The organism is Ureibacillus sp. FSL K6-3587, from assembly GCF_038593165.1.
Taxonomy (GTDB): Bacteria; Bacillota; Bacilli; order Bacillales_A; family Planococcaceae; genus Ureibacillus; species Ureibacillus suwonensis.
This window is the reverse complement of sequence record NZ_CP151969.1, coordinates 2,244,188-2,268,000: the sequence shown is the minus strand read 5'-3', so window position 1 is coordinate 2,268,000 and position 23,813 is coordinate 2,244,188. Positions and strand designations below refer to the sequence as shown.

At 41.2% G+C, this 23,813-nt stretch carries 29 protein-coding genes; 6 read left to right on the top strand and 23 right to left on the bottom strand.

Going from position 1 to position 23,813, the window contains the following annotated elements:
• Positions 1-5: 5 nt before the first annotated feature.
• The 4 genes from NSS77_RS11190 to NSS77_RS11175 all read right to left on the bottom strand — a co-directional run bounded on the left by NSS77_RS11190 (position 6) and on the right by NSS77_RS11175 (position 4,803).
• Positions 6-1,193, bottom strand: a complete 1,188-nt coding sequence (locus NSS77_RS11190) for an acetyl-CoA C-acetyltransferase (protein ID WP_342468832.1) — start codon at positions 1,191-1,193, stop codon at positions 6-8.
• On the bottom strand, positions 1,190-2,005 hold the full coding sequence (locus NSS77_RS11185) for an enoyl-CoA hydratase-related protein (RefSeq protein WP_342468831.1): 816 nt from the start codon (positions 2,003-2,005) through the stop codon (positions 1,190-1,192). The genes NSS77_RS11190 and NSS77_RS11185 overlap by 4 nt, the downstream gene beginning before the upstream one ends.
• Positions 1,989-2,846, bottom strand: a complete 858-nt coding sequence (locus tag NSS77_RS11180) for a 3-hydroxyacyl-CoA dehydrogenase family protein (RefSeq protein WP_342468830.1) — start codon at positions 2,844-2,846, stop codon at positions 1,989-1,991. Before NSS77_RS11180 ends, NSS77_RS11185 begins: the two co-directional genes overlap by 17 nt.
• A gap of 199 nt (positions 2,847-3,045) precedes the next feature.
• Positions 3,046-4,803: a helix-turn-helix domain-containing protein gene (locus tag NSS77_RS11175; protein ID WP_342468829.1), complete on the bottom strand. Its 1,758-nt coding sequence runs from the start codon at positions 4,801-4,803 to the stop codon at positions 3,046-3,048.
• A gap of 206 nt (positions 4,804-5,009) precedes the next feature.
• On the opposite strand from NSS77_RS11175, the gene NSS77_RS11170 reads away from it, so the two are divergent.
• Positions 5,010-5,486: a divergent PAP2 family protein gene (locus tag NSS77_RS11170; RefSeq protein ID WP_342468828.1), complete on the top strand. Its 477-nt coding sequence runs from the start codon at positions 5,010-5,012 to the stop codon at positions 5,484-5,486.
• 41 nt (positions 5,487-5,527) lie between these two features.
• On the opposite strand, the gene NSS77_RS11165 is transcribed toward NSS77_RS11170, so the two are convergent.
• Positions 5,528-5,857, bottom strand: a complete 330-nt coding sequence (locus NSS77_RS11165) for a YuiB family protein (protein ID WP_342468827.1) — start codon at positions 5,855-5,857, stop codon at positions 5,528-5,530.
• Positions 5,858-6,257: 400 nt separating this feature from the next.
• Here NSS77_RS11165 and NSS77_RS11160 point away from each other — a divergent pair, with 400 nt between their 5' ends.
• Together NSS77_RS11160 and NSS77_RS11155 are read left to right on the top strand one after the other, a co-directional pair.
• Complete coding sequence (locus tag NSS77_RS11160) at positions 6,258-6,950, top strand: hypothetical protein (RefSeq protein ID WP_342468826.1); 693 nt, start codon at positions 6,258-6,260, stop codon at positions 6,948-6,950.
• Positions 6,947-7,246 carry an S-layer homology domain-containing protein gene (locus NSS77_RS11155; protein WP_342468825.1) on the top strand — a complete coding sequence of 100 codons (300 nt, stop codon included), beginning with the start codon at positions 6,947-6,949 and terminating at the stop codon, positions 7,244-7,246. Before NSS77_RS11160 ends, NSS77_RS11155 begins: the two co-directional genes overlap by 4 nt.
• A 55-nt stretch (positions 7,247-7,301) precedes the next feature.
• On the opposite strand, the gene NSS77_RS11150 is transcribed toward NSS77_RS11155, so the two are convergent.
• The 6 genes from NSS77_RS11150 to NSS77_RS11125 form a co-directional block, all read right to left on the bottom strand.
• On the bottom strand, positions 7,302-8,954 hold the full coding sequence (locus NSS77_RS11150) for an IS1182 family transposase (protein WP_342468824.1): 1,653 nt from the start codon (positions 8,952-8,954) through the stop codon (positions 7,302-7,304).
• 195 nt (positions 8,955-9,149) lie between these two features.
• Positions 9,150-10,949: a carbon starvation protein A gene (locus tag NSS77_RS11145; protein WP_342468823.1), complete on the bottom strand. Its 1,800-nt coding sequence runs from the start codon at positions 10,947-10,949 to the stop codon at positions 9,150-9,152.
• A gap of 146 nt (positions 10,950-11,095) precedes the next feature.
• Positions 11,096-11,593: an NUDIX hydrolase gene (locus NSS77_RS11140; protein ID WP_342468822.1), complete on the bottom strand. Its 498-nt coding sequence runs from the start codon at positions 11,591-11,593 to the stop codon at positions 11,096-11,098.
• A gap of 144 nt (positions 11,594-11,737) precedes the next feature.
• The gene (locus tag NSS77_RS11135) at positions 11,738-12,115 is read right to left on the bottom strand and encodes a PH domain-containing protein (protein WP_342468821.1); all 378 of its coding nucleotides are present in this window, start codon (positions 12,113-12,115) and stop codon (positions 11,738-11,740) included.
• Between the two features lie 243 nt (positions 12,116-12,358).
• Positions 12,359-12,730: an iron-sulfur cluster assembly accessory protein gene (locus tag NSS77_RS11130; RefSeq protein WP_342468820.1), complete on the bottom strand. Its 372-nt coding sequence runs from the start codon at positions 12,728-12,730 to the stop codon at positions 12,359-12,361.
• A gap of 195 nt (positions 12,731-12,925) precedes the next feature.
• On the bottom strand, positions 12,926-13,162 hold the full coding sequence (locus NSS77_RS11125) for a NifU family protein (protein WP_141602719.1): 237 nt from the start codon (positions 13,160-13,162) through the stop codon (positions 12,926-12,928).
• Positions 13,163-13,246: 84 nt separating this feature from the next.
• Between NSS77_RS11125 and NSS77_RS11120 the strand changes: the two genes are divergently transcribed.
• Positions 13,247-13,576 carry a YuzD family protein gene (locus NSS77_RS11120; protein ID WP_342468819.1) on the top strand — a complete coding sequence of 110 codons (330 nt, stop codon included), beginning with the start codon at positions 13,247-13,249 and terminating at the stop codon, positions 13,574-13,576.
• A gap of 59 nt (positions 13,577-13,635) precedes the next feature.
• Here NSS77_RS11120 and NSS77_RS11115 read toward each other — a convergent pair whose 3' ends face one another.
• Complete coding sequence (locus tag NSS77_RS11115) at positions 13,636-14,706, bottom strand: NAD(P)/FAD-dependent oxidoreductase (RefSeq protein WP_342468818.1); 1,071 nt, start codon at positions 14,704-14,706, stop codon at positions 13,636-13,638.
• 173 nt (positions 14,707-14,879) lie between these two features.
• Between NSS77_RS11115 and NSS77_RS11110 the strand changes: the two genes are divergently transcribed.
• Positions 14,880-15,116, top strand: coding sequence for a YuzB family protein (locus tag NSS77_RS11110; RefSeq protein ID WP_342468817.1), 237 nt, complete (start codon positions 14,880-14,882; stop codon positions 15,114-15,116).
• Between the two features lie 50 nt (positions 15,117-15,166).
• On the opposite strand, the gene NSS77_RS11105 is transcribed toward NSS77_RS11110, so the two are convergent.
• Both NSS77_RS11105 and NSS77_RS11100 read right to left on the bottom strand, forming a co-directional pair.
• A complete protein-coding gene (locus NSS77_RS11105; protein ID WP_342468816.1) occupies positions 15,167-15,931 on the bottom strand; it encodes a TIGR01457 family HAD-type hydrolase in 765 nt (254 codons plus the stop codon).
• Positions 15,928-16,380: a DUF86 domain-containing protein gene (locus tag NSS77_RS11100; protein ID WP_342468815.1), complete on the bottom strand. Its 453-nt coding sequence runs from the start codon at positions 16,378-16,380 to the stop codon at positions 15,928-15,930. Before NSS77_RS11100 ends, NSS77_RS11105 begins: the two co-directional genes overlap by 4 nt.
• 87 nt (positions 16,381-16,467) lie before the next feature.
• Between NSS77_RS11100 and NSS77_RS11095 the strand changes: the two genes are divergently transcribed.
• Complete coding sequence (locus tag NSS77_RS11095; RefSeq protein WP_342468814.1) at positions 16,468-16,734, top strand: DUF3055 domain-containing protein; 267 nt, start codon at positions 16,468-16,470, stop codon at positions 16,732-16,734.
• Positions 16,735-16,774: 40 nt separating this feature from the next.
• Here NSS77_RS11095 and NSS77_RS11090 read toward each other — a convergent pair whose 3' ends face one another.
• From NSS77_RS11090 to NSS77_RS11050, 9 genes are all read right to left on the bottom strand, one after another.
• Positions 16,775-17,107: a YutD-like domain-containing protein gene (locus NSS77_RS11090; RefSeq protein WP_342468813.1), complete on the bottom strand. Its 333-nt coding sequence runs from the start codon at positions 17,105-17,107 to the stop codon at positions 16,775-16,777.
• Positions 17,108-17,132: 25 nt separating this feature from the next.
• Positions 17,133-18,032, bottom strand: coding sequence for a lipoyl synthase (lipA, locus tag NSS77_RS11085; protein WP_342468812.1), 900 nt, complete (start codon positions 18,030-18,032; stop codon positions 17,133-17,135).
• A 115-nt stretch (positions 18,033-18,147) separates the two neighbouring features.
• Positions 18,148-18,924: a sporulation protein YunB gene (gene yunB / locus NSS77_RS11080; protein WP_342468811.1), complete on the bottom strand. Its 777-nt coding sequence runs from the start codon at positions 18,922-18,924 to the stop codon at positions 18,148-18,150.
• A gap of 114 nt (positions 18,925-19,038) precedes the next feature.
• Positions 19,039-20,400: a bifunctional UDP-sugar hydrolase/5'-nucleotidase gene (locus tag NSS77_RS11075; RefSeq protein WP_342468810.1), complete on the bottom strand. Its 1,362-nt coding sequence runs from the start codon at positions 20,398-20,400 to the stop codon at positions 19,039-19,041.
• A 21-nt stretch (positions 20,401-20,421) separates the two neighbouring features.
• Positions 20,422-21,243 carry a sulfite exporter TauE/SafE family protein gene (locus tag NSS77_RS11070; RefSeq protein ID WP_342468809.1) on the bottom strand — a complete coding sequence of 274 codons (822 nt, stop codon included), beginning with the start codon at positions 21,241-21,243 and terminating at the stop codon, positions 20,422-20,424.
• On the bottom strand, positions 21,243-22,097 hold the full coding sequence (locus tag NSS77_RS11065) for a DUF72 domain-containing protein (protein WP_342468808.1): 855 nt from the start codon (positions 22,095-22,097) through the stop codon (positions 21,243-21,245). Before NSS77_RS11065 ends, NSS77_RS11070 begins: the two co-directional genes overlap by 1 nt.
• A gap of 194 nt (positions 22,098-22,291) precedes the next feature.
• A complete protein-coding gene (gene ssuE / locus NSS77_RS11060; RefSeq protein WP_342468807.1) occupies positions 22,292-22,831 on the bottom strand; it encodes an NADPH-dependent FMN reductase in 540 nt (179 codons plus the stop codon).
• A gap of 223 nt (positions 22,832-23,054) precedes the next feature.
• On the bottom strand, positions 23,055-23,342 hold the full coding sequence (locus tag NSS77_RS11055; protein WP_342468806.1) for a hypothetical protein: 288 nt from the start codon (positions 23,340-23,342) through the stop codon (positions 23,055-23,057).
• The gene (locus tag NSS77_RS11050) at positions 23,308-23,754 is read right to left on the bottom strand and encodes a riboflavin kinase (protein ID WP_342468805.1); all 447 of its coding nucleotides are present in this window, start codon (positions 23,752-23,754) and stop codon (positions 23,308-23,310) included. Before NSS77_RS11050 ends, NSS77_RS11055 begins: the two co-directional genes overlap by 35 nt.
• Positions 23,755-23,813 lie beyond the last annotated feature (59 nt).

Below are 23,813 nucleotides of genomic sequence, written 5' to 3'. Positions count from 1 at the left end.
CCCCTTTATAATCTCTCCCATATTGCCGCAATTCCCTGTCCACCACCAATGCAAACGGCAGAAGCACCGTATTTTTTTCCTCTTCTGGCCAACTCGTAAATCAAAGTCAGCGATATTCTCACCCCTGAAACCGCCAATGGATGTCCCAATGCAACTGCACCGCCATTTACATTGCCGATTTCCGGGTCAAATCCGAGTTCCTTCTGACACGCCAAATATTGGGCTGAAAAGGCTTCATTAATTTCGATCAAATCCAGATCTTTCAGCTGCAGCCCCGCTTTTTTCAATGCATTTTGAATGGCAGGTACCGGCCCGATTCCCATATACTTCGGCTCTACACCGACAACATCCCACGATACTAATCTCGCAATCGGTTGCAACCCTCTTTTTTCGGCATATTCCGAAGAAGCAAGGATCACAGCGGCTCCCGCATCATTCATTCCACTGGCATTGCCTGGTGTAACTACACCTCCTTCCAAAAATCTTGGAGGCAATTTGCCCAGCTCTTCCAGACTTGTTTTTCTTGGATGTTCATCTTTGTCGATGATGACCGTCCCTTTTTTCTTCTTGATTTCCACCGGAACAATTTCTTTCTCAAAATATCCTTTTTCCATTGCGGAAAGGGCTCTTTCATGGCTTGTAAGCGCATGCAAATCCACTTGTTCCCTCGTGATTTCGTATTTTTTCGCCAAATTCTCCGCCGTGATGGCCATTGAACATTGACCATACGTGTCATAAAGTCCATCCCACAACCAATCTTCAATCACCGGTGAACCTAATTTGGTCCCCCACCGCATTCCTCTGATGACATGGGGAACTTGGCTCATGTTTTCCGCTCCGCCTGCCAGCACCACTTCCGCTTCCCCCGTTTGAATGAACCGGGCAGCAGTCAACAACACTTCGATGCCGGTGCCGCATAATCGATTGACGGTAACAGCCGGCACTTCGATCGGCACTTGCGCTTTCAACCCGACATGCCGGGCCAAAAAATGGGCATCTTTACTTGATTGCTGAACGTTTCCGAATACGACATGATCAATTTCATCGGGTGTTATTTTTGCTCTTTTGATCGCTTCAATAGAGGCATAAGCCCCCAAATCCGTCGCTGAAACCTCCCGGAATGAACCGCAAAATTCAGCCAAAGCGGTACGCGCACCTTCCAACAGGACAATATCTTGTTTCACAAAAATCATCTCCCTGTAAAATTCGGCTTTCTTTTTTCTACAAATGCTTGCATTCCTTCTTTTCGATCCTCTGTTGCAAAGGCATTGCCAAAGCAAGTCATTTCAATTGTAAGCCCGGACTCCAAATCCACATTGGAACCGGAATTCACCGCCAATTTCAACATTCTTAAAGCTACACTCGGTTTCTCGGCCAGTTTCTTTGCCCATTCGCAGGCTTCTGACAAAAGATTTTCCGCCGGTACCACCCGGTTCACAATGTGCCATTGAAGCGCTTGTTCCGCCGTAATCATTTCACCAAAGTACAGCAATTCTTTCGCAATTCCTTGTCCGACAATCCGTTGCAATCTTTGCGTTCCGCCTCCACCAGGGATAATGCCCAAATTGATTTCCGGAAAGGCGAATTTGGCCTTTTCTGAAGCAATCCGCAAATCGCAAGCCAATGCCAATTCCAATCCGCCTCCAAGGGCAAGTCCGTTGATGGCGGCAATGACAGGCTTCGCTAAATTCTCAATCGTTGAAAAAGCTTTTCTTGAAGTTTGATTCATCTCCAGCATATCAACGGCTTCCAATTCCAACATTTCGCGGATGTCCGCTCCGGCAACGAAAGCCTTTTCACCGCTTCCCGTAAGGACGATTACTTGGACGTCTTCCCGGTTTTCAAGCTCTGTCATCAATTGGGTAAGTTCTTTAAAAACAGCTGTATTAAGGGGATTGACAGGTGGACGGTGAATGGTTACAATTGCAACCTTATTCTCAATTTCACAAAGCAAAAATTCATACTTTGCCGTCAAGTCCTGAACAGTTTTATTTGTTGTAGTCATAAAAACCAGCTCCCGTCTTTTTACCTAATCTGCCTGCTCTCACCAGTTGTTTCAGCAATAATGGAGGTGCATAACGATTATCATTCAGTTCATTTTTCATATATTCCATTACGTAATAACCGATATCCACGCCCGCATAATCCTGCAATGTAAATGGGCCCATCGGATAATTCAAGCCAAGGGTAACCGCTTTGTCGATATCTTCCGCCGTGGCGACACCTTCTTCGAGCAGCCGGATCGCTTCAATAAACTGCGGAATCATAATGCGATTTACAATAAATCCTGGCACATCTTTTTTGACTTCAATCGGTTCTTTCCCCAATTCTCTTGCAAAAGCTTGGATTTTGGAAACGGTTTCATCACTTGTTTTTAATCCCCGTACAACTTCCACAAGCTTCATGATTTGTGCCGGGTTGAAAAAGTGCATTCCGGCCACTTTCTCCGGACGTTTTGTTGTTTCCGCAAGCACCGTAATGGACATCGAGGACGTGTTTGTTGCAATGATGACGTCTTCCGGCAGAATTTGATCCAGTTTTGTAAAGACTTCCTTTTTCACGTCCAAATCTTCAACAACGGCTTCGATGACAAAATCGACCTCTTGCAAATCTTCCAAATTCGTCGTTGTATGGATCCGTTCAATGACTTCCGCTTTTTCGCTTTCCGTGATTTTTCCTTTTTCAACGCTTTTGTTCATAAATTTCTCAATGCGCGCCAACCCATTTTCCAAAAATTTTGTATCTACATCGTGAAGGAAAACCTGGAATCCGCTGCTTGCGATCAAGTTGGCGATTCCGCTTCCCATCGTTCCTGCTCCCACCACTCCAACTGTCTTTATCGCCATATGTGATACTCCTTTCAATTTTAAAAATTTTCTGTGATTAAAATATATAAAAATTCTAATCTCTTCTGTACCTATACAATGTAGGAAGAATACAACGAATTTTCATCATTTTTGCGGAGAATGCCTGAAAGATTCATAGAATACGGAACAAAAAAACCCGCCCTTTGCCCAATGGTTCAAAGAGCGGGTGGAAATGGCTTCACAGGTTCTGCTTCAATTCGTTCCCGAATAAATCATACAATTTAATCGCCATATTCAAATTAAATCGGTGTTCCGCATTATCCAAATCCACTTGTAAGAGATCCTCAATTTTTTCCAGGCGGTATTGCAATGTGCTTCGATGAATATACAATTCTTTTGCCGTTTCGGTCATATTCCCATTATGCGACAAATATACTTGAAGGGTTTTCAATAAATCCATGTTTTTTCCTTCACTATTCAATAACGGACCGATGTGATCCTGAACAAAGATGGCAACCATCCGGCCATCGATTTCATGCAATAAAGTATAGGCCCCCAAATCATCAAATAAGGCGAATCCCATTTCCTTAAAACGCGACTTCACTACATTCAGACATTTTTTTGCTTGCATGTAAGAAACAGAATAATCTTCAATCTTCTCTGTTACTCCCCCGATGGCCAATAAGACTTGAACATTGTTCCAATCGCTTCTCACCCATTTTTTTAAATTTTCATACATTTTATTCCAATATAATTTTATTGAATGAGCCATCGATGAAACCGGTGAAATTAGAATCAAATCGCCTTCTTTATTTACAGCAATCACTTCCGGATAGTAGTTTGATAGATTCAATTTGATTTTTTCCAATATGGCGGATTTGTACGACTCCTGTTCCAGTAAATCCAGGTGATGATCTTGGATGGTTAATGACAGGATGGCGACAAAATGGGGACGATTGATATCCCAATGAAAAAGATTGGCATATTGGAAGATATTTTCAATCTCGTCGATTGGATTGGACAATAATTTGTTGATAAAACTGTCTCTGACCTGTTCTTTCGCATCAAGAATGATTTTTTGTTTCATAAATTGAATGGAATAAATATTGCGGGCGACGTCAATGGCCAAACGGACATAATCATCCATTTTGATATTGGTGGCATCCAACACCAAATAACCAAATAAATCCCCACCCACATCAATGGTCCAAATTAACAACGTTTTTTCCAAGGCCGGATGGGGAATCCATGCTTTGGATGTTCTTTTTTGAACAATTTCATAGGTGGCGAGCTCAAGGTATTCATCCAATAAACCTTCTTTGTCAGGTAACAGTTTATACGAAATCGGTCTCAAAAACCGGTCGAGCAACAGGACAGATTTCTCCAATGTCTGACTCAACATCGTGGTGATTTCATCGATCGAATTGCCGTGAATCGTTTCTTTCACCATCGCTTGCTGATAAATTAATAAACTCTGAAGCTTTTGTTTATGTTGTTTTTCCCTTTGAAACAATACAGCAATGGCTAAATCCTTTCCAAAATCGTCAAATACACTTTCCATTTCTTCATATAAAATGACTCTTTGCAAATAACCAATGATACAAAATCCAAAAAGATTCAATTCATTTTTCAGCGGGAAAGTAAACCAAGTTTGGACCTTCTCCTTGTGAAGCAGTCTCGTAAACTCGCAATTTTTTTCCAGACTCAATTGCTCATGGGTTAAACTGGACAAAAATAAATTGGGGGAACACTGGTCCACAGGTAATGGAAAATGGCCGGCAATCGAACTTTTTGTCCCGCTCCATGCTTTCACAATCAACTGTTCTCCCGTTTTGAAAACAATCCCGACAAAGTCCGCTGACAGTTTTTCTCTGAAAGCATTTGTTATATATTGCAGCGTTTCATCTTCCGAATCAAATTGAACAAGTTGTCTTGAAGTGGATTTCAGCTTTTTTTCCAGAATTTTAACGATTTTTTCTTTTTTTTCTTCCCTCATCCTCTTCCACAGCCCTTTATTGATTATTTATTTATATACATAATATGACAAATCCAAAACCGATATCCAATAATAAAATCGTCCGAACACCACTTGAAACATCAATCTTTCCATTCACACTAATCTTTTTCATGCATATACTTAAATGTTTGAATAAGCATTATGCTATACTGTTTGTAAGACAATAAAGAAAGGGTTTTTGCAATTTGGCCATTTTTCATAATGCTCCATTACTCCTGGCGCTGTTCTCAATTTTTTTCGCGCAATTCATTAAAGTACCCATCCATTTTTTATTTACAAAAGAAATCAACTGGTCGCTGCTCACTTCCACCGGCGGCATGCCCAGCTCCCATTCCGCCGCTGTGACGAGTCTCGCTACAGCCGTTGGTTACGAAACAGGTTTTGACTCACCGGTTTTTGCCGTTGCCGCCTTGTTCGCCGGAATCGTCATGTATGACGCGAGCGGTGTCCGTTATCAGGCAGGGCAGCATGCAGCCATGTTGAATAAAATCCGGCAAGAACTGACAACATTTTTTCATGAAATGAAACATTGGACGGAAAAAGATGAAAATGAAAAACAGGAAGAACTGAAAACTTTGTTGGGCCATAAACCGAATGAAGTATTATCCGGCGCACTTACCGGCATCATTATTTCCGTCATTTTTTATACTTTCATCCAATAAAAAGGATCTATCCAAAAGTTGGCACTTTTGGATAGATCCTTTTAAAACATTCGATATCCGCTTTTCCTTAAAATAATCATGACGATGCCGGCGACGATGGTTCCGGCAAATCCTCCAGACAGAATGGCAATATCCACAACCTGAAGAGATAAAATTTTATCCCATAAAGCCGGCCATGCATGACCCGGTTTAAATATATAATCCAAAAAGCTGACTTCATCAATGATAAAGATAACGACAACCGGATAGATGATCGTCATCAGCCACGTCATGCGAAGTAACATGTTCAATAAGAAACCGATTCCAAAAAACATGACAAAAAATAATACGACAGAGATGATTAATTGTACAATCGAAACTGAGCCACCCATATATGTTTACCTCCATTTTCCTTCCATTAGTTTAACCTAATTGGGTTGTCCTTTCAAATGGAAAAATGGAAACAAAAATGAGAAAAGGAGCGTCTGAAAAGTCATTTTTGAGGCGTTCCCTTTTCGGCTGTCGCACACGCTTAGCCGCAGATGAATTGCGGCAGGGTAACATTTGATGTGACGACCGCAGGAGCAAAGATTATAAAAATATTTACTAACTTATAAGTGAGAAGCCGGGACATTTTACTTGTTTCAAATTCGTACAGCCATGAAATTTTACAAAATTTCATAGGCTGTTTTCTTTTTAAAAGGGAATTTTATCCTATCAAAAAAAACATTTCTATAGAACCTTAATCCTATAATATAATTAAGAAAATACCAATAGCAGGAGGAATTTAGTATGAAAGTGAAACTCAGGATGCGAAGGATATTTTTGATTACAATGGCCATTTTCGCAATGATTTTGCCCATAGGTGCCCAACAAACATTTGCATTTACCTCGGCCAATACAAATGCTTCTGGATTGTCCTATCATGATGGATACATCTATGTTGCAAATTTCGTCGACAGTAAAATCAGTAAAATTTCTGATGATGGAACCATAACGGATGTAATAAATTTTAATAATGGCGAACCATATTCTTTGGATTTTGATTCGGAGGGCAATTTTTATTACACATTTGCTTACATAGGTTATCCGATTGATAAAATTTATAAAATTTCCAGTACTGATTTTAGTGAAGGGATTGGAAATCCTGCCGAAATTTCCACGGAAGTCATTACAGGAGGAGTGTTTCTGTATGGACTTGCTTTCCATCCAATAACGGGCGATTTCTATTTTGGAGACTATGTTTTAAAAAAGTTATATACCATTTCGAAAAAGGATTTCAATGACTTTCCAATTCCCGTTACAAGCCCAAAGGTGCATGAAATAGGAACAATGCCGTATTCTGTTTCAGATATTGCATTTGATTCCATAGGAAATTTGTATTTTTCATATTCATCTTGGATAACAAAGGTAACTGCCGATGATCTCGCCGATGGCCATATCGACAATCCAATTCATAACTATGTGATTACTGCGGAAAATTGAATGTCAGTCAAGAAGCCGGTTTCAAAGATGTAACAAGCAAGCACTGGGCATTTGAGGCGATCAACTTTGCCAAAGCTGCCGGCATTATGACCGGTTATGAAGACCTTACGTTCAAGCCGAACCAGGAATTGACACGGGCGCAAACGGTGAAAATCATAAACCTTCTTTTCAAACGCGGACCATTGACGAATGTGGAAACTCCGACATTTGTGGATGTACCGAAAAACCATTGGTCATTTGGAGAAGTGGAAGAAGCCGTCCGAACACATGATATATTATTGGATGGAAATCGATAGTCAAAACAAGGCTAGTGCATAACGAACTTCAAGATAAAAAGAGGCTGGGACAAAACTAGCTTCTAGATAGGAAAAAGGAGAATTTGAGCCAACTCAAATTCTCCTTTTTCCATTTATCCCCATTATTTTTGGTTAGTTGATCTTTGTTGGCCGTGTATTTTCGTAAATTCACGGCCATTAAGGCAATGCCCATTTCATTTTCCACTTTCGATTTTCCTCGAACGGAAAATCGAGTGAAACGCAAATTAGCCTTCAAGAATCCAAAAACTGGTTCTACGTCTATTTTACGTTGACGGAAAATAGAACCAGCTTTTTCTTCTGAAAGCTTCGCTCTTACATATTCTTTTTGTTGTTCCCATTTTTCATTCACCATGACCTTTCGGTGATTGCCTTCCTTTGCTTTTGTGCATGATGAACGAAATGGACATCCTGAACAGTTTTCACATTCATAGATTTTCAATTCTCGTTTGAAACCAGTCTTATCTGTACGTACAGAACGATAACGGAAGGTTACTCGCTGCTGATTTGGACAAATGTAGGTATCACTTTCTTCGTCGTACATCCAATTGTCTGGATGAAATGGATTTTGTTTATATTTCTTCTTTTGTTCTTTCTCATACATGGTATATGGAATGAGTGCCTCACATTTTCGATTCGAAAGGATGTCTTCATAGTTTTGTTCACTACCATAACCAGCATCTGCGACAATATACTTTGGCAACGGAAAATAATCCTTTTCTATCTTATTCAAGAACGGAATTAATGTACGTGTATCAGTAGGATTTGGAAAGATGCTATAAGCTAGTGCGTATTGACCTTCTGTTGCGATTTGTACATTGTATCCAGCTTTCAATTGACCGTTTTTCATATAGTCGTCTTTCATTCGCATGAACGTCGCATCTAAGTCTGTTTTGGAATAACTATTCCGTTCACCCAAGATTTCGAAGTCTTTTTGATACTTTTGTTTACGTAAAATCAAGTCAATCAACTGTTTGTACACTCGCTTCGGATATTTCCGTTCGCTTCTTAATGCTTTTCGTTCTGTGGCATCGGGCGATGCTTCTATCTTTTGGTCATATTCCGTAATCACTTCATCGACTTGTTGCACCATTTGAGCGAGTTCTTCTACGGACAATTCCCCATCACTTTCCCGCTCCATTTCAGGGATGATTTCCTTCTCTAACAGTTCGTTGTAGAGCTGATTGGATTTTTCAATTAAGCTTTTGTTGTATTTTTCAATGGATTTTTTCCACACAAAAGTAAATCGGTTGGCATTCGCTTCAATCTTTGTACCGTCAATGAAAATTGCTTCTTGATCAATTAATTTTTCTTCCACCAGTTGGCAACGGAATTGGACAAAACATTGACGAATTAATTCTTTTACTTCCGGATGCACACGAAAACGATTGATCGTCCGATAACTTGGTTCATATCCTTGTGCCAACCACATCATTCGTATACTGTCCTTTAATAGCGCTTCCATTTTTCGACCTGAAAAGACAGACTGCGAATAGGCACACAAAATAATTTTTAGCATCATGCGTGGATGATAAGCAGGACAACCTGTATTTCGAAGAAACGGCTGGAAGGCTTCATCTGGAATACTTTCAACTAAATGGTGAATATGGAAGGCAATATCATTTTCTTGTAATTTTATTTCTAAATCTAGAGGTAAAACTAATTGATTCATGTTATAATATTTAAACATAAGGACCCTTCTTTCTGTTAGTTTTGGTGGTAACTTAATTTTAACAGAAGAGGTCCTTATTTTTTATTGAAAAAATGAAGAACAGCTCATGAAATTTCATTCCAAAATTTCATGAGCTGTTTCCATTTTAGAGGGGGTTTTGTCCCAGCCTCTTTCTCATTGGAAGAGGGTGTTGTCCCAGCTTCCTTTCATTTTTTATACTGCCCCTATGGCTTTTCCTTTCACAAATCTCGGACTGTTCCATAACTTCACCCATGATTTCAAGGCTGTAATAACGATGACAACACCTAAGATCAACATGATGACGGACAATACTCCATTCAATACGGAATAGCCTGCTGAAGCGGAATTCCAGTACACGTTTTTAATCATCCAGATCCCGGCAACATTGACTGAAATATAAAGGTATACCAGAGGAATGATGCAAGTTAATACATAAATTCGCTTCGTTGCAATTTTTAAGATGACCGTTGCGCCGAGCACCAGCCCGATGGAAGCCATCAACTGATTGGAGACACCGAAGAGCGTCCAGATCGGACCAATTTCTCCGGTGTACAACAAATACCCCCACATGAAGCAAGCCAATGCACTCGCAAAGATTGTACCCGGCCACCAGTCCGTGCGTTTTAATGGTTTGATCGCGTCACCCAAGAAATCTTGAATCAAGTAGCGGGCAACACGGGTACCTGCATCAATGGCAGTCAAGATGAACACCGCTTCAAACATAATGACAAATTGATAGAAATAGCCGCTCAAATGCGTAAACCATGGAACACCCGTAAAGATTTGCGTCATCCCTACGGCAAGGGACACTGCACCGCCTGTTCTTCCTTCCAAGTCGATGCCAATCGCTTGGGACAATTGCGGCAGGTTGACAACTTCCATCCCTAATGTGGCAAATACGGCCGGTGCTGCATTGATGGCGAAATAATCAGCAGGATGCAAGGAAGTGGCGGCAACGAGCGCCATGACCCCCACCAAACTTTCCACCAGCATCGCACCAAATCCCACAACCCGGATATCTTCCCATTTATCCAACATCTTCGGTGTCGTTCCGGATCCGATAAATGCATGGAAACCGGAAATGGCTCCACAAGCAATGGTAATGGATACGAAAGGCCATACCGGACCGGCAATGATTGGCCCACCGCCATGAATAAACTCAGTCACCACCGGGAATTGAATGACAGGATTCACGAAAAATACTCCGATAATCAGCGCTATGAACACTCCAATTTTCATGAAGCTGGACAAATAATCCCTTGGCGCAAGCAAAAACCAAACCGGCAACGCTGCAGCAAAAAACGCATAAATCGGTAAAATAATGGCCAAAGTTTGGCGATCCAATGTCAGCCATTCCCCAAGAACCGTTCCTTGGATATATGGACCCACAAAAACGCCGATCACCAATAAAATAAATCCGATGGCAGATGTGGCAATCAAATTTCCTGTTTTCTTATAGGCGATTCCGACCAGCATGGCAATCGGAATTGTAATGGCCACCGCGAAAGTTCCCCATGGATTCCGTTCCAACGCACCTAAAACAACCATGGAAAGGCCGGCCATCGTGATGGTAATAATGAATAACATGGCAAGACCTGTACAAAATCCTGCCACAGGCCCGAGCTCTTCCTTCATCACCTCTGAAAGCGATTTCCCTTTTTTCCGCATTGAAGCGAATAACACCACCGCATCATGCACAGCGCCGCCAATAACCGCTCCAATTAATAGCCATAACAGCCCAGGCAGATAACCGAATTGGGCGGCAAGCACAGGACCCACCAGCGGGCCGGCTGCGGCAATCGCCGCAAAGTGATGCCCGAAAGCCACCCATTTGTTCGTTGGCACGTAATCTTTTCCGTCGTTTAATTCATGGGCGGGTGTCGGCTTTTTATCATTGATCAACAACACTTTTTTTGTAAAGAAATACCCGTATAAACGGTAGCCGATGACAAGCACACAAATGGCGCCGATGACAATGGAAAGCCCATTCATAAATTTCCCCCATCACCTTGTGATTAAATTTTTTTTAGCGTGAATCCCCTGAAAAATTCCTATTTACAAACCCCTACGTTTTTCCTTTTTGATTCCCCCTTGTATCACTTTTTTATGATTGTATGTTTTCATTTTCCCAAATATATTTATTTATTAAAAAACACCCGATAGGACGTATATTGAAACCAATCGCCCGGATTAATGCCATCATTCTTGGAAAGTTGATAGTGGATCAATGAATCGCTTGCCATGCTTTGCAACATGACGGAAGATTCTCCGCAAGTCAATAATTCGTTCACCGAAAGCCATTTCGCTTCGAATAATTCTTCTTCCTGGATGCGGATCGGCTGATTATCATTGATGGGCTTGCAGGCAAAAATGGCCATATTGTCGCTTACTTCCCCGCGGATGACCCCGGTGCGGAATCCGACCATTCCGGTGACAATGCAGTCGATCCCAGTCTCTTCTTTCACTTCTCTGAGAGCCGCTTCATCGGCCGTTTCACCGATTTGGACAAAGCCTGCAGGAATGGACCAAACGCCTTTTAATCCGCTATACTTCTTTTTTACCACAAGCCATTTCCCTTCGGAGTTGACGACGACCGCCCCAGCTCCTAACCATACATTTCCCCGATTTTTTTTCATATGTAATCCCCCTTTGTCTACTACCCACTATATTACAATTTCCAAAAGTTTTTGAACATATTGAAGTGATGAACCGATTCCCCAAAGTATGAAAAACAATAAAAGAAGGCCGCCATTGGAGACAGCCTTTTCAAGAACCAACCTTTATTTCAGTACATACTCCGCCAAAACCCGTTGAACATTATAAATATTTGCCGTTCGATTAAAAGTTTTTTCAATCGGCAGTTCCCTTCCGGATAACCATATTTTCAATTCCGCATCCAAATCAAAAGTTCCCGCATTTTCCACTGAAAAATGCACGATACTTTTATAAGGTATGGAATGGTACTCCACTTTCTTTCCCGTCATTCCCTGTTTATCGATGAGGATCAACCGTTTATTTGTAAAAACAAACATGTCCCTGATCACTTTATATGCATGCTCCACTTTTTCCGATGATGTCAAGATTTCCTTTAATTCTTCATTGATTTTCTCAACATCCACTTCCGACGCATTGCCCATTAATCCGTCAAACAAACCCATACATTCCACCTCTTCAATTCAGTTTATTTTAGTATATAACGGATTCCTTCATTTATTTAAAGTAAGGCAAGCCCTACGTTGGAATTATACGGCAGTCATAAAACCGCAACAAAAAACCTCTTTAATTTGCAGTCCGTAACATACAAATCAAAGAGGCCAAAATCTCTTACCCTTTCTGCCCAAATCAGGGTGGTTATATTCTTTTGTGTACATGCTGTATTGCCGCAACCATGCAATCTTTCTTTAACATTCTTCCGGCGTGCCGGCCACTTTCGCCGTTCTGAAAGATGAACCGCAGCCGCAGGAAGCGATGGCGTTCGGATTGTCGATCGTGAATCCTCCGCCCATCAAAGATTGTTTATAATCGATTTTTGTGCCCATCAAAATGGGTGCATCCTGCTGTGAAACCAAAATTTTAATGCCATGTTGTTCATCGGTATAATCGTCTTCATTGATATTCTGATCAAAATTCATGCCATACGTAAGGCCGCTGCATCCTCCGCCATGGATAGCCAGGCGCAAATAAGCACCTTCCTCTTCGTTATGCTTTGCCATCTCTTTGATGCGATAGGCAGCTGCTTCAGTCAATTCAATTACTCTTTTTTCCGCAGTCATCCGAATCACCTTCCTTAAACAATATAATAACAGTGAAATCCTTTTTATGACAAACAAACTGCTTTCATATTAATTAATATAATTCCTTATCAGATCCTTACTATGCAATCCATTTCAATAAACAAAAAGACAAAACGGCGTACCCCTGCAAACGAGCGGGTACACCGTTATCAATTAAGGAATCTGATTTTTCAATTAGAAAACTTGTTCTACTTCTACAATGCCGGGCACTTCTTCCAATAATGCGCGTTCGATGCCGGCTTTTAACGTGATTGTGGAGCTTGGGCATGAACCGCATGCACCCAGCAAACGCAATTTTACTACGCCGTCTTCCACATCGATGAGCTCGCAGTCGCCTCCATCACGAAGTAAGAACGGGCGCAATTTATCTAAAACTTCTTTTACTTGTTCAAATTGTTCAGCATTTGTCATCTTTCTCGACTCCTTTCATTAAAATCATTATAATGTGAACAAGAGAAAAAATCCATTATAAATCGCTCTGAAAGGGGTTATAAAATGAAGAATCAAATACCTATAATAGAAGTTTACGGCGCAGACCAAATTTGCGCCAGCTGCGTCAATGCCCCTTCTTCCAAAGATACTTATGAATGGTTGGAAGCCGCCATCAGCCGTAAATTTCCGGATCAGCCTTTTAAAATCCGCTACATTGACATCAATCAGCCATTGACGGACAAACGGGATCAGGAATACGCTGAGCGCATTCATAATGATGAATTTTTTTATCCCCTTGTCCTCATTAATGATGAAGTGGTCGGGGAAGGATATATCCAAATAAAGCCTGTATTCAAGGCACTTGAAAAATTGGGTTTCGTACCCGCTGAATAACCGGCATCCAAACAGCCAAAAATTCGCAAGCACCCTTAAGTACTTGCGAATTTTTGCAATCAGTTATCGTTTTGGCGTTTATACATCCAAAGCAAACCAGACTTCAATAGGCGGGCGATTCTGCCGGTCATTGTTTTATCGGCAATATATACAAACCCTTGTTTTTTCCCTAATGAACCCATAAAACCTTTTAATTTGATTTCCGGCATTTTTTCCGGCAATTTTTCGCCTTTCCATCGCAATTTCAACACCTGGGAAACCCGTTCAGCTTGTTCTTCCGCCAGCTGCGCACTCGCAGGCAAATCGGATGATGCACAATCTCCGACAACATAGACATGTTCATCATCAACCAATTGGAAATATTGGTTGACAAGTGGACGGCCTTTTTTGTCTTTTTGAGCATCCATTTCCCGGACAATTTTCACTGGGCGCACACCAGCTGTCCAAACAATCGCATCCGCTTCAATCACTTCATCGTGATTGTACAATTTTCCAGGTTCCACTTTGGTGATATTCGATTCCGGAATGATTTCCACATTATTATCTTCAAACCACTCTTTTACATATTTGCTCAATTTTTCAGGAAAATCGCGCAAAATGCGTTTTGAACGGTCAAACAATTTGATTTGCAAATCGGAACGGCTCTCCCTCAATTCGCTTGCAATTTCGATTCCGCTCAAACCTGCTCCTACAATGGCCACCACCGAACCGGGAGGGAGTCCGCATAACATTTCAAAGGTTTTGCGAGAGTTTGCAATTGTTTGGATGCTTAATGTGTTTTCCTCCGCACCTGGTACACCGTGATAATCGTCCTCACATCCAAGCCCAATGACTAAATCATCATACGGTATTTCTCTGCCGTCTTCCAAATAGACTTTTTTCTCTTTGCGATCGATTTTAGTAACTTCTCCATACACTTTTTCCAATCGTTCATGCTCCGGGAAATTCACACGCACTTTTTTATCCGTTGTTGTTCCTGCTGCAAGTGCGTAAAACTCGGTTTTCAAACTATGGAACGGGTTACGGTCCACTAAAATGATCATTGTATCCTCTGGAAATTGGTTAGGCAATAAACGCAACAAAATGCGCATATTTCCATAACCGCCGCCCAATAAAACAAGTCTTTTCATAGAAAACTCCCCTAATTTATTTTGTCCAAAAAGTTCACATTTTCTACACAACCAATAGTATATAACATTGTGAGGAGTTTCACAATATTTTTTGTGAATGATTTCACAAAATCTGATTTTATTGACGAATAAGAAAATTCAGAGTAGGATTTCTTTGAGTGAGGTGAACAGAAGTGAATCCGCTGGTTGAATTTTGCATTTCCAACTTGGCCATGGGATCGCAAGAAACTTATGATGTTTTGGAAAACGATCCGAATATCGATGTGCTTGAATATGGTTGCTTAAGTTATTGTTCACGATGCGCCGAAAAATTGTATGCGCTCGTGAATGGAGATATAGTCGAAGCTGATACACCTGAAGAATTGACCAAAAAAATATATCAACATATTGAAGAAAATCCGCTTTTTTAATGCAATAAATGGGGGGCTGTTTTGAAAATGGACAGCCCCTTTATGTTTTTCTAAATCTCCAAACCGCTTAAATCGTCTACAACATAAGTCGGTTGCAGCTCTTTTTCTTTCACGGTCTCCGTTCTCACAACCCCGGTATTGACATGGACGGTATCACAACCGAAACGGATTCCGCATAAAATATCCGTATCGTAATTGTCTCCAATCATCAGCATCTCTTCTTTCGCATACCCGTATTCCTGCCGGATCATGTCGAGCATCACCGGCGACGGCTTCCCCATAAAAACCGGCTCCACATTGCACACTTGGCTGACAAGCTTGACAAACGATCCGTTTCCAGGGTGGAATCCTTCCTCCGTCGGAAACCGGATATCCTCATTTGTCCCAATTAATGCGGCTCCATTTTGTACCGCAAGACAAGCCTTGGTCAGCTTGTCATAAGTAATTTCCCGGTCAATGCCCATCACCACCACATCGGGTTGCTCTTCCACCACCGCAATATTCTGCTGCTTGAAGGCATGGCGGATGCCATCCTGTCCAATGACAAACACTTTCGCCTGCCCGAAATGTTCCCTCACATATTTGGCGGTCACTAAGGCGCTTGAATAGATTTGTTTTTCTGAAGCATCCACCCCGAATTGCCGGAGCGTTTCTTTAATTTGGGACGGCGTTTTCGAAGAGTTATTCGTTACAAAAAAGACGTCCAACCGCTTTTTTTGTAATTGATGAATAAAATCTACCGCACTCGGGATGGCTTTCTTGCCACGGTAAATGGTGCCATCCAAATCAAAACAGAAAGCCCGATACCGTTTCATTCATGATCCTCCGGTAAGAATGCCGAAACGGGTCCCAGTTCATTTTCCAAATATTGAGTGACTTCCCCTGAAAAAGTTTTTAAATACGGCACTGTATTTTTCAATACCTCGTACACTTTCTCAATATCCACTTGTATAAATTCACGGACGAGGTTTTTGCGCAAACTGATCAACTCTTTGAACGGTTTTTCTTTCTCTGCGGCGATCACTTTCTCATCGATTAAAATGTCAATGATATCATCATAGCTTCCCGGATCTCTCATGATAAATCCGTCGATCATCAAGTTTCCGACATCGATAACCGATTCGATGGCATTATGGGCGATGCGCTCCAACGCCAATTTTGTTATATCATCTTTTAGCCAGTCCTGCTTTTGTTCAAAAATGGAGATGATTTCATCCAAATATTTTAATGTGCTTGTGATTTTTTTTCGGTCTACGAAATACATGACAAATGCCTCCAATTCGAAAAGTTGATTGATGTCTCGTTTCTATAGTAACATATTGTGTAGTATTGGAAGGAGAACAAAACTGCGATGGAACGTTTTTTCTTATATGATGATGTGGAAGATACAAAAACACGGTTCGTCAGCTTTACCGGCAGAAGTTTGCGCTATGATTTGGCCATTGTCCAATCCACAAAATTCTATGGAAAAGTGCTCGTTTTGGATATGCAATCCAGCCGCTTTGCCATCATCGGACCCGACGATTTGGAAGAGCCCGGCTATTTGGAATATGTTTTTAATAAAACGGAAGAAGAAGCTGAAGACTTGAGAGAATATTTAATGGAATTATTATCATAATAAACAGGCCATCTCCCGATTTGGAGATGGCCTGTTGGTTTTATGATCGCTTATCGTAAGAATGTCCATTTGGAGCTGATACATGCTTCTCTTGCGGCACACGGCCAATTTTCTTCAAAATGAAATAAGCACAGCCAAAATTGCAATACTCGAATAAATAATCTTGCACAGTGCTTATTTTATTGTCATAAGTGGATTTTTGATTGCGGTCATCAAAAAACCCCTTCAGTCTTAACTGGCCATATCCCCAATCGCCGACAATATAATCGTACTTTGCCAATACATCCGTATAACGGTTCACGAAGGCTTCCCCTTGGAATCCGTCACGATAATTCTCGATCAATTCATAAGCAATCCCATCGACCACTATCATCCATACACCTCCAATTCCAAGACGCTTACATTTCGGCTTGGAGTTGTCGAGTTTTCGTTGCTTCATTCACTTGTTCATCCGCATGATAACTGCTTCGAACCAATGGACCCGCTTCGCAATGTTTGAAGCCTTTTTCCATGGCTATTTTTCGGAGCTTTCCGAATTCCAATGGCGTATAGTATTTTTTTACAGGCAAATGTTTTTTCGTCGGCTGCAAATATTGGCCGATCGTCATGATATCCACATTGTTCGCCCGCAAATCATCCATAACTTCCAAAATTTCATCCCACGTTTCACCGAGACCGATCATTAAGGAAGATTTTGTCGGGATATCCGGTTGCATTTCTTTCGCTCTGCGCAAAAATTCCAGCGAACGGTCATACGTGGCGCGGGCACGCACCCGTGGGGTAAGTCTTCTGACTGTTTCAATATTATGGTTCAATATATCTGGTCTTGCTTCCATAAGGATTTGCAAATTCTCTTCCTTTCCGCCTAAATCGGAAGGAAGTACTTCAATGGATGTTTGTGGCGATTTGCGGCGAATCGCACGAATCGTTTCGGCCATGATGCCGGCCCCGCCGTCTTTCAGATCGTCCCGGGCCACCATTGTAATCACCACGTGTTTTAAGTTCATAATTTTCACGGAATCAGCCACACGTTCCGGCTCTTCCAAATCCAGCTCTGTAGGAAGCCCCGTCTTCACCGCACAGAATCGGCAGGCGCGGGTGCAAACAGAACCCAGGATCATCATCGTAGCCGTCCTTCTTTCTCCCCAACATTCATGAATGTTGGGGCAGCGGGCTTCTTCACAAACGGTATGCAAGTTTTTTTCCCGCATCAACTTTTTTAAATCTCTATATTCTTCATTCGTATTAAGCTTTATTTTCAACCATTCGGGTTTTCTCAAAATTTCTTTTCCGCTCACTTTGTATCAGCCCCTATCCATGAAGAAAAAATGGTTTTACCTACTACTTGTCAATATAACATGATAATGGTTTTGCAACAACTGACAATATCGCAAGTCCGAGAAAAAATTCTTATTATTCATATGGAACCGGCACTTCTACAGAAGGTTGCGCCCCATCTCCACCGTTTGTATAAATATTCGGCACTTGGCTTCTCGTCAATCCAATGGCCACCGGGATGGATTGTTCCACCGTTGTCGTTTTGCTGGCGAATGGAACAATGATTTGAACATTCACTTTAAAATTAATGCTGATTTCTACAAGCGCATTATTAATTCCGAACTCTGTAATCTTAGTGGAAACATCGCTTGCCACATTTCCAATGATATGGAATCGGATAGGCACTTTTGGCCCCAAGTTGCCCAAAAGAGGCAAATTCAATGCCTGGGCGATCGGCACAAGGAATACGATTCCATCCCCTTTTTGAATTTCATCCACATCATATTCCACATTATCCAAGTCGGGAAGTTGGGATAAGTCTCCCTTTTCCGCCATTTCAAGATGTTCTTTCACGAGGGTGGTCGTTTCCGCACGGACCTGGTTGATGATTTCGGTATTGAATTTTGTCGTCAGCATATAATCGGATTCGGTCGGCAAATCTTCTATAATCTCGTTGATGTCCAACACGCTCGATGTTCTGGCATTAATCGCTTTGCTGACGACATGGGAAGCGATCTTCCTCGTCTGCACTTCAGCATAATCCAAGTATATAGGCATTAAACGGGAATTTAAAAAATATAAAAATAATACCAACGTGAGAACAAAACTCATCAGAAATAGAGCGAAACGGTTCGATCTTTTCCTTCTTTTCGGCGCCCTGAACATCATTCTGCGAGGTCTTCGTGAAAACAAAAAATCTCCTCCTAGCAAATTTTATGACCAGGAGAAGATGACTATTCAAACACCCATTCTTTGCGCTCTTTGAACAAAACATTATATGATCCAAACATCGGAACGCCAATTTCTTTAGAGATGCCGTTTGCAATACTCGATGAGCACATCCCTCAGAAAGTAAGGCAAATAATATTTCTTTTTTGCATATTTGAAATTAGGGAAGAAATAGCCAAAGGTGAACATATCAAGGGTCGCCAATTGATAAGTTTTATTCAAATCGCAAATTTCCCCACGTACGATCAATTCGCGATTTTGATTGACCGAAAATTCATAGGTCAAAATCTTGCCGAAAATTAATCCTCTAAAGCCCAGCCCCTTCAGTTCAAGCTGCGACCACTCTTCATTTTTCGCCTGCAGATACACTTCTTTCAGCTGACGGCCTGTCAATTCCACCACACACAAATTGATTGGATGAGGCAAAATCCGGTGAATATCATATTTGCTCACATTCCCTTTTTTCAAGCCATCCAAAAAGATGCCCGCGTTGAACATCGCACAATCGGCACCCGTATGTTCCAATACCGCTTTCGCAAAAAGCCTGGAAATCTGGGAATGATGGAACCATTCCTTATTATAACTTTTCGCCGATTGGAAAATGGTTTCGTCCATCAACTCTTTTCCCGTCTTGGCCAACTGTTCAAGAAACTCCAATTCCCCCTCGATTTCCGGCAACAACGCATTATCAATCACCATTTCTTCTTTGCGGATGATTTTTTTCCGTTCATGATCAAATTGGATCATTAAATGCCCAGTATAGGCCCCGAATTTTCCGCAGCCTGTGAGCAATACTCCATTCACCCATTTTCCTTCTTCCAAAAAATGATGGGTGTGGGCGCCAAAAATCACATCCAATTCGGGGCATTCCTGAGCCAATAATTCATCTTCCGTAATCCCCAAATGGGACAGGCACAACAGAATATCCACTTCTTTTCTCAATTCTTTGGCAACCGCTTTAATCTCATTTCTCGGCTCCGTAATATCCCAATGAAGCTCTCGATAAAATAATTCATAAAAAGCTGTGGCACCAATCACGCCAATTTTTGTACCGTATTTCGTCCTTAAAATGGTATAAGGTTTCAGCCACTTGGGATTCTCCCGGTTTGCCGCCTGCAAATTGGCAACGACCACCTCGAAATCCGCTTCATCATATAGATGATAAAGCTCCTCAAAAGCCAATGTGATCCCTTCATTATTGCCGATCGTCACCACATCATACCCGGCTTCATTCAATAACTTTACATTCCCCGTACCGAGCGTCGCTTCCGTATAAATATTGGAACGGTCCAAATGGTCGCCAATATCGAATAAAAAACTGGGCTCCCCTTTTTCGGCATAAGCAAGACGCTCGTTGCGAATGAAATATTGTGAACGCAGCCAATATTCGAAATGGCTATGTATGTCATTGGTATGATAAAAATGAATCGTTTCAAGCAAACTGCTCACCATCTCTCAACATTAAACTAGCCCTTCTATTATAGAACGGACGCCGATCAACACCATAACGATTTGCAACACAAGCACAACCGTTTTTGATTTCAGCCGTTTGTTTAAAGCCGATCCCAATTTGGCTCCGACATAAGCTCCGATAATGACAGGAACGGTATAATGCCATGGAACATTCCCCAAATAAATATGGCTCAAGGAATTAACAATGGATGTCAAAAACACCATAAACATGGACGTTGCGACTGCAACATGCGGCGGGAAACGGAACAACATCACCATTGCCGGAACCATTAATGATCCCCCGCCAATGCCGAATAAACCCGAAATCATTCCGACAAAAAAAGAAAAGACAAATGCAAACCATATCGGGTATCCGTATTCAAAAGTTTGCCCTTGGCGATCGGTAAAACTTCTTTTTAACCCGTGTTCAAGAAACCAGTGGATCGGTTTCAATTTGTCCCGAACAAATAATATCGCTGACAAAACGATCAATAAAATACCGAAATACAGATTAAATGAATCAATATTCAACCCCTTGTTCAACCATGCCCCCAAAACCGCCCCGGGCGCGCTTCCGATAAAAAAAATCAATCCGCTGACGAAATCCACCTGCTTTGATCTCATGTAGGAAATCGTTGATGATAACCCGATAAAAATCATCATTATGACGGATAAACCGACAACCCGCTGTGGCGTAATGTCCGGGAAAAAATTCAAATTGATTCCGAAATACAACGTTGCCGGGATCAGAATGACTCCCCCACCCAATCCGACAAGCGATCCCAGTATTCCGGCACAAAGCGCAATGACTGCGAGAAGCAAATATTCCATTAAAATTCCCCTTCGAAAAGATTTAATTGTTTCGGTGCAAGCCCCTCATATTCTATCTTTAATATTTCCTGAAGCGATTTGGCGTTATTTGCGGCATGGTGTCCGGAATTGTTGTTAAACAGCACGTACACTTCTTCCGCATCCGCTTCCAATTCTCTAATGGATTTTGCCAATTCTTCCAATTCCGCTTTGCTATAGTCATATAGAAAGCGTACTTCTCTCCAGTTGGGTGCACCATTATTTCTCCATCCAAAAACATTTCTCCCGTGAAGACGCACCAATGCTTTCTTGTTCGTCGCTTTCGGAACAAACGGCACCGAACCGATACCTGCCTGCGGTTCATCGCAGACGGTATGGATGAAGCCATTCTCCCTCAAAAATTGGATCGTCGCCTCTTCCCTGCCCTGCTGAAACCAGGTCTGATTGCGGAATTCAATGGCGATTGGGAACTCCTCCAATTGCTTTTTTATATACAAAAGATACTTTACATTTTGAGAAGTGCAATCAAACCATGGCGGAAATTGGGCAAGGATCATCCCCAATTTATTGAACTTTTGAAAAGCATTGGCACACTGTCGGAATGCTTCAAACATTTCCCTTTGGTCCTGATAAGGAAGCTCATCTCTCTTATGGCCGGTCATCCCTTGATACGCCTTGACGATAAATTGAAAATTTTCCGGCGTTTCTTCCACCCATTTTTCAACGTTTTTCACCGATGGAATGGCATAGAAGGATGTATCGACCTCAACGATTGGAAAATGGCCGCTATAATCAAAGAGTTTATCTTTCTTCGCGGAATTTTCCCGATAAAGGGAAGGATGGTCCCCCCATCCAGTAAGACCAATTTTAATCATTTCTTCCTCTCCATTTTATCTCATTTTTACATATATAAAAAAGTATAAACGATTATACAAAAAAGTTCGATTACGCGATACGTAACCGAACTTTTCCTGAAAAAAAGGGGATGTAAGAGTATTTGTCATAAAAGGGTTGAAGACACAAAATGCGATCCTGGCAATATATTACGAATTTTACACTACTCATAAAATTATTGAGTAATGAGGGCCCGATCCGTAACTTTCTGCAATTGGTCATCCAAGCGGCGAATGGCTTCATCAGCGATTTGATATTTACCGTTATCCAATCGTTCCACTTGCTGATCCAATACAAATACGGATTTCAATATTTCAGTTGCGCCAAGAACAGAAATGACCGGTTTTAACGCATATTCAATGGAAAGCAAATGGCCAAAGGAACCGCCTATTGCAATTGGGATCACCGTTTTATTTTCCAATCCATTTTGCGGAATCAAATCCAAATATGTTTTTAAGATTCCTGTATAAGAAGCTTTAAAGATCGGTGTTAAAATAACGACAATATCAGCTTCTTCAACAAGTTTGTTGGCTTTTTGAATTTCTTCACTTGCAAAATTGATAAGAATTAAATCTTGCGCCGGCAATTCATGAACATAAATGGAGTTTGTTTGAATATTCCCTTTCGTCAGATAATTTTCCACATACTCATGAATTCCTGTCAAACGGGATGACTTTTTATTGCTGCCATTAATAATCACTGCTTTTTTCACCATAATCAATTCCTCCTAAAATGAAATCTCAATCAACATTGACTGCAGATGTTTGAATGTCTCCTCCATGGGGGCCAAAGAAAGTGCGATGCCACCTATTTTCCTTCTCTTTGCAAGCCGTTTAAGAAATAAACGTTCTGCAGTCGTGCAAGCTTCTTCTAAATGTGGATAACCCGATAATCCTTTTTTTCCTACCGGTTTTTATCTTATATATCTTATAAAAATACTAAGTATTAAGCGTGTATAATTTGTTCGTAAAACGCTGATGTTGCCAAAAATCTTCTAAAGCTTTCGTCAAACCACCCGGTCCAAATTTGACCTTTTCTTTGGTTGAACAGCTATAAAGCATGAACAGCAAAATTTTTTCTCTTCTTGCCAAAATATTGATGATGCCTTTTCGATAAAACCATTGATCGATTGTATTATAAATTCCTTTATTAACGGAAAATTGCTGTTCACAATATTGGGAAAACTGTAAATCAGGCAAATGCAGTAGTTCGTTGTATTTTTTCATGGCCACCACCCTCCCCATTGAATGATTGAAATTGGGAACGAGCATATAATACATCCTTTTCAATTTGACCGCTCAATTCTTCGATGCCATTAAACTTTTTTTCCTTTCTGACAAAAAAGGCGGGTTCCACCGTGAGATATTTGCCATATAAATTTTCATGAAAATCAAAAATGTGGACTTCTACCGTTTGATGATTTCCATCATTAAATGTCGGGCGAGTGCCAATGTTCATGATTCCTGCATATTTTCTTTTTTCAATGTATATGAAGACTCCATAGACACCCCCCTCCAACTTTATTTCTCCTAATGTATTTAAGTTCGCCGTTGGAAAACCCAATTGTTTTCCAAGTTGCTTTCCTTTTTTCACTTGGCCAACGATAAATCTTTCCCTTGGATGACTTAATGCGTTCATTTGCACCCTCCATTGAAGATGTTAAAAAATTAAGCCCCCTAAATAGTGGTTACTATTTA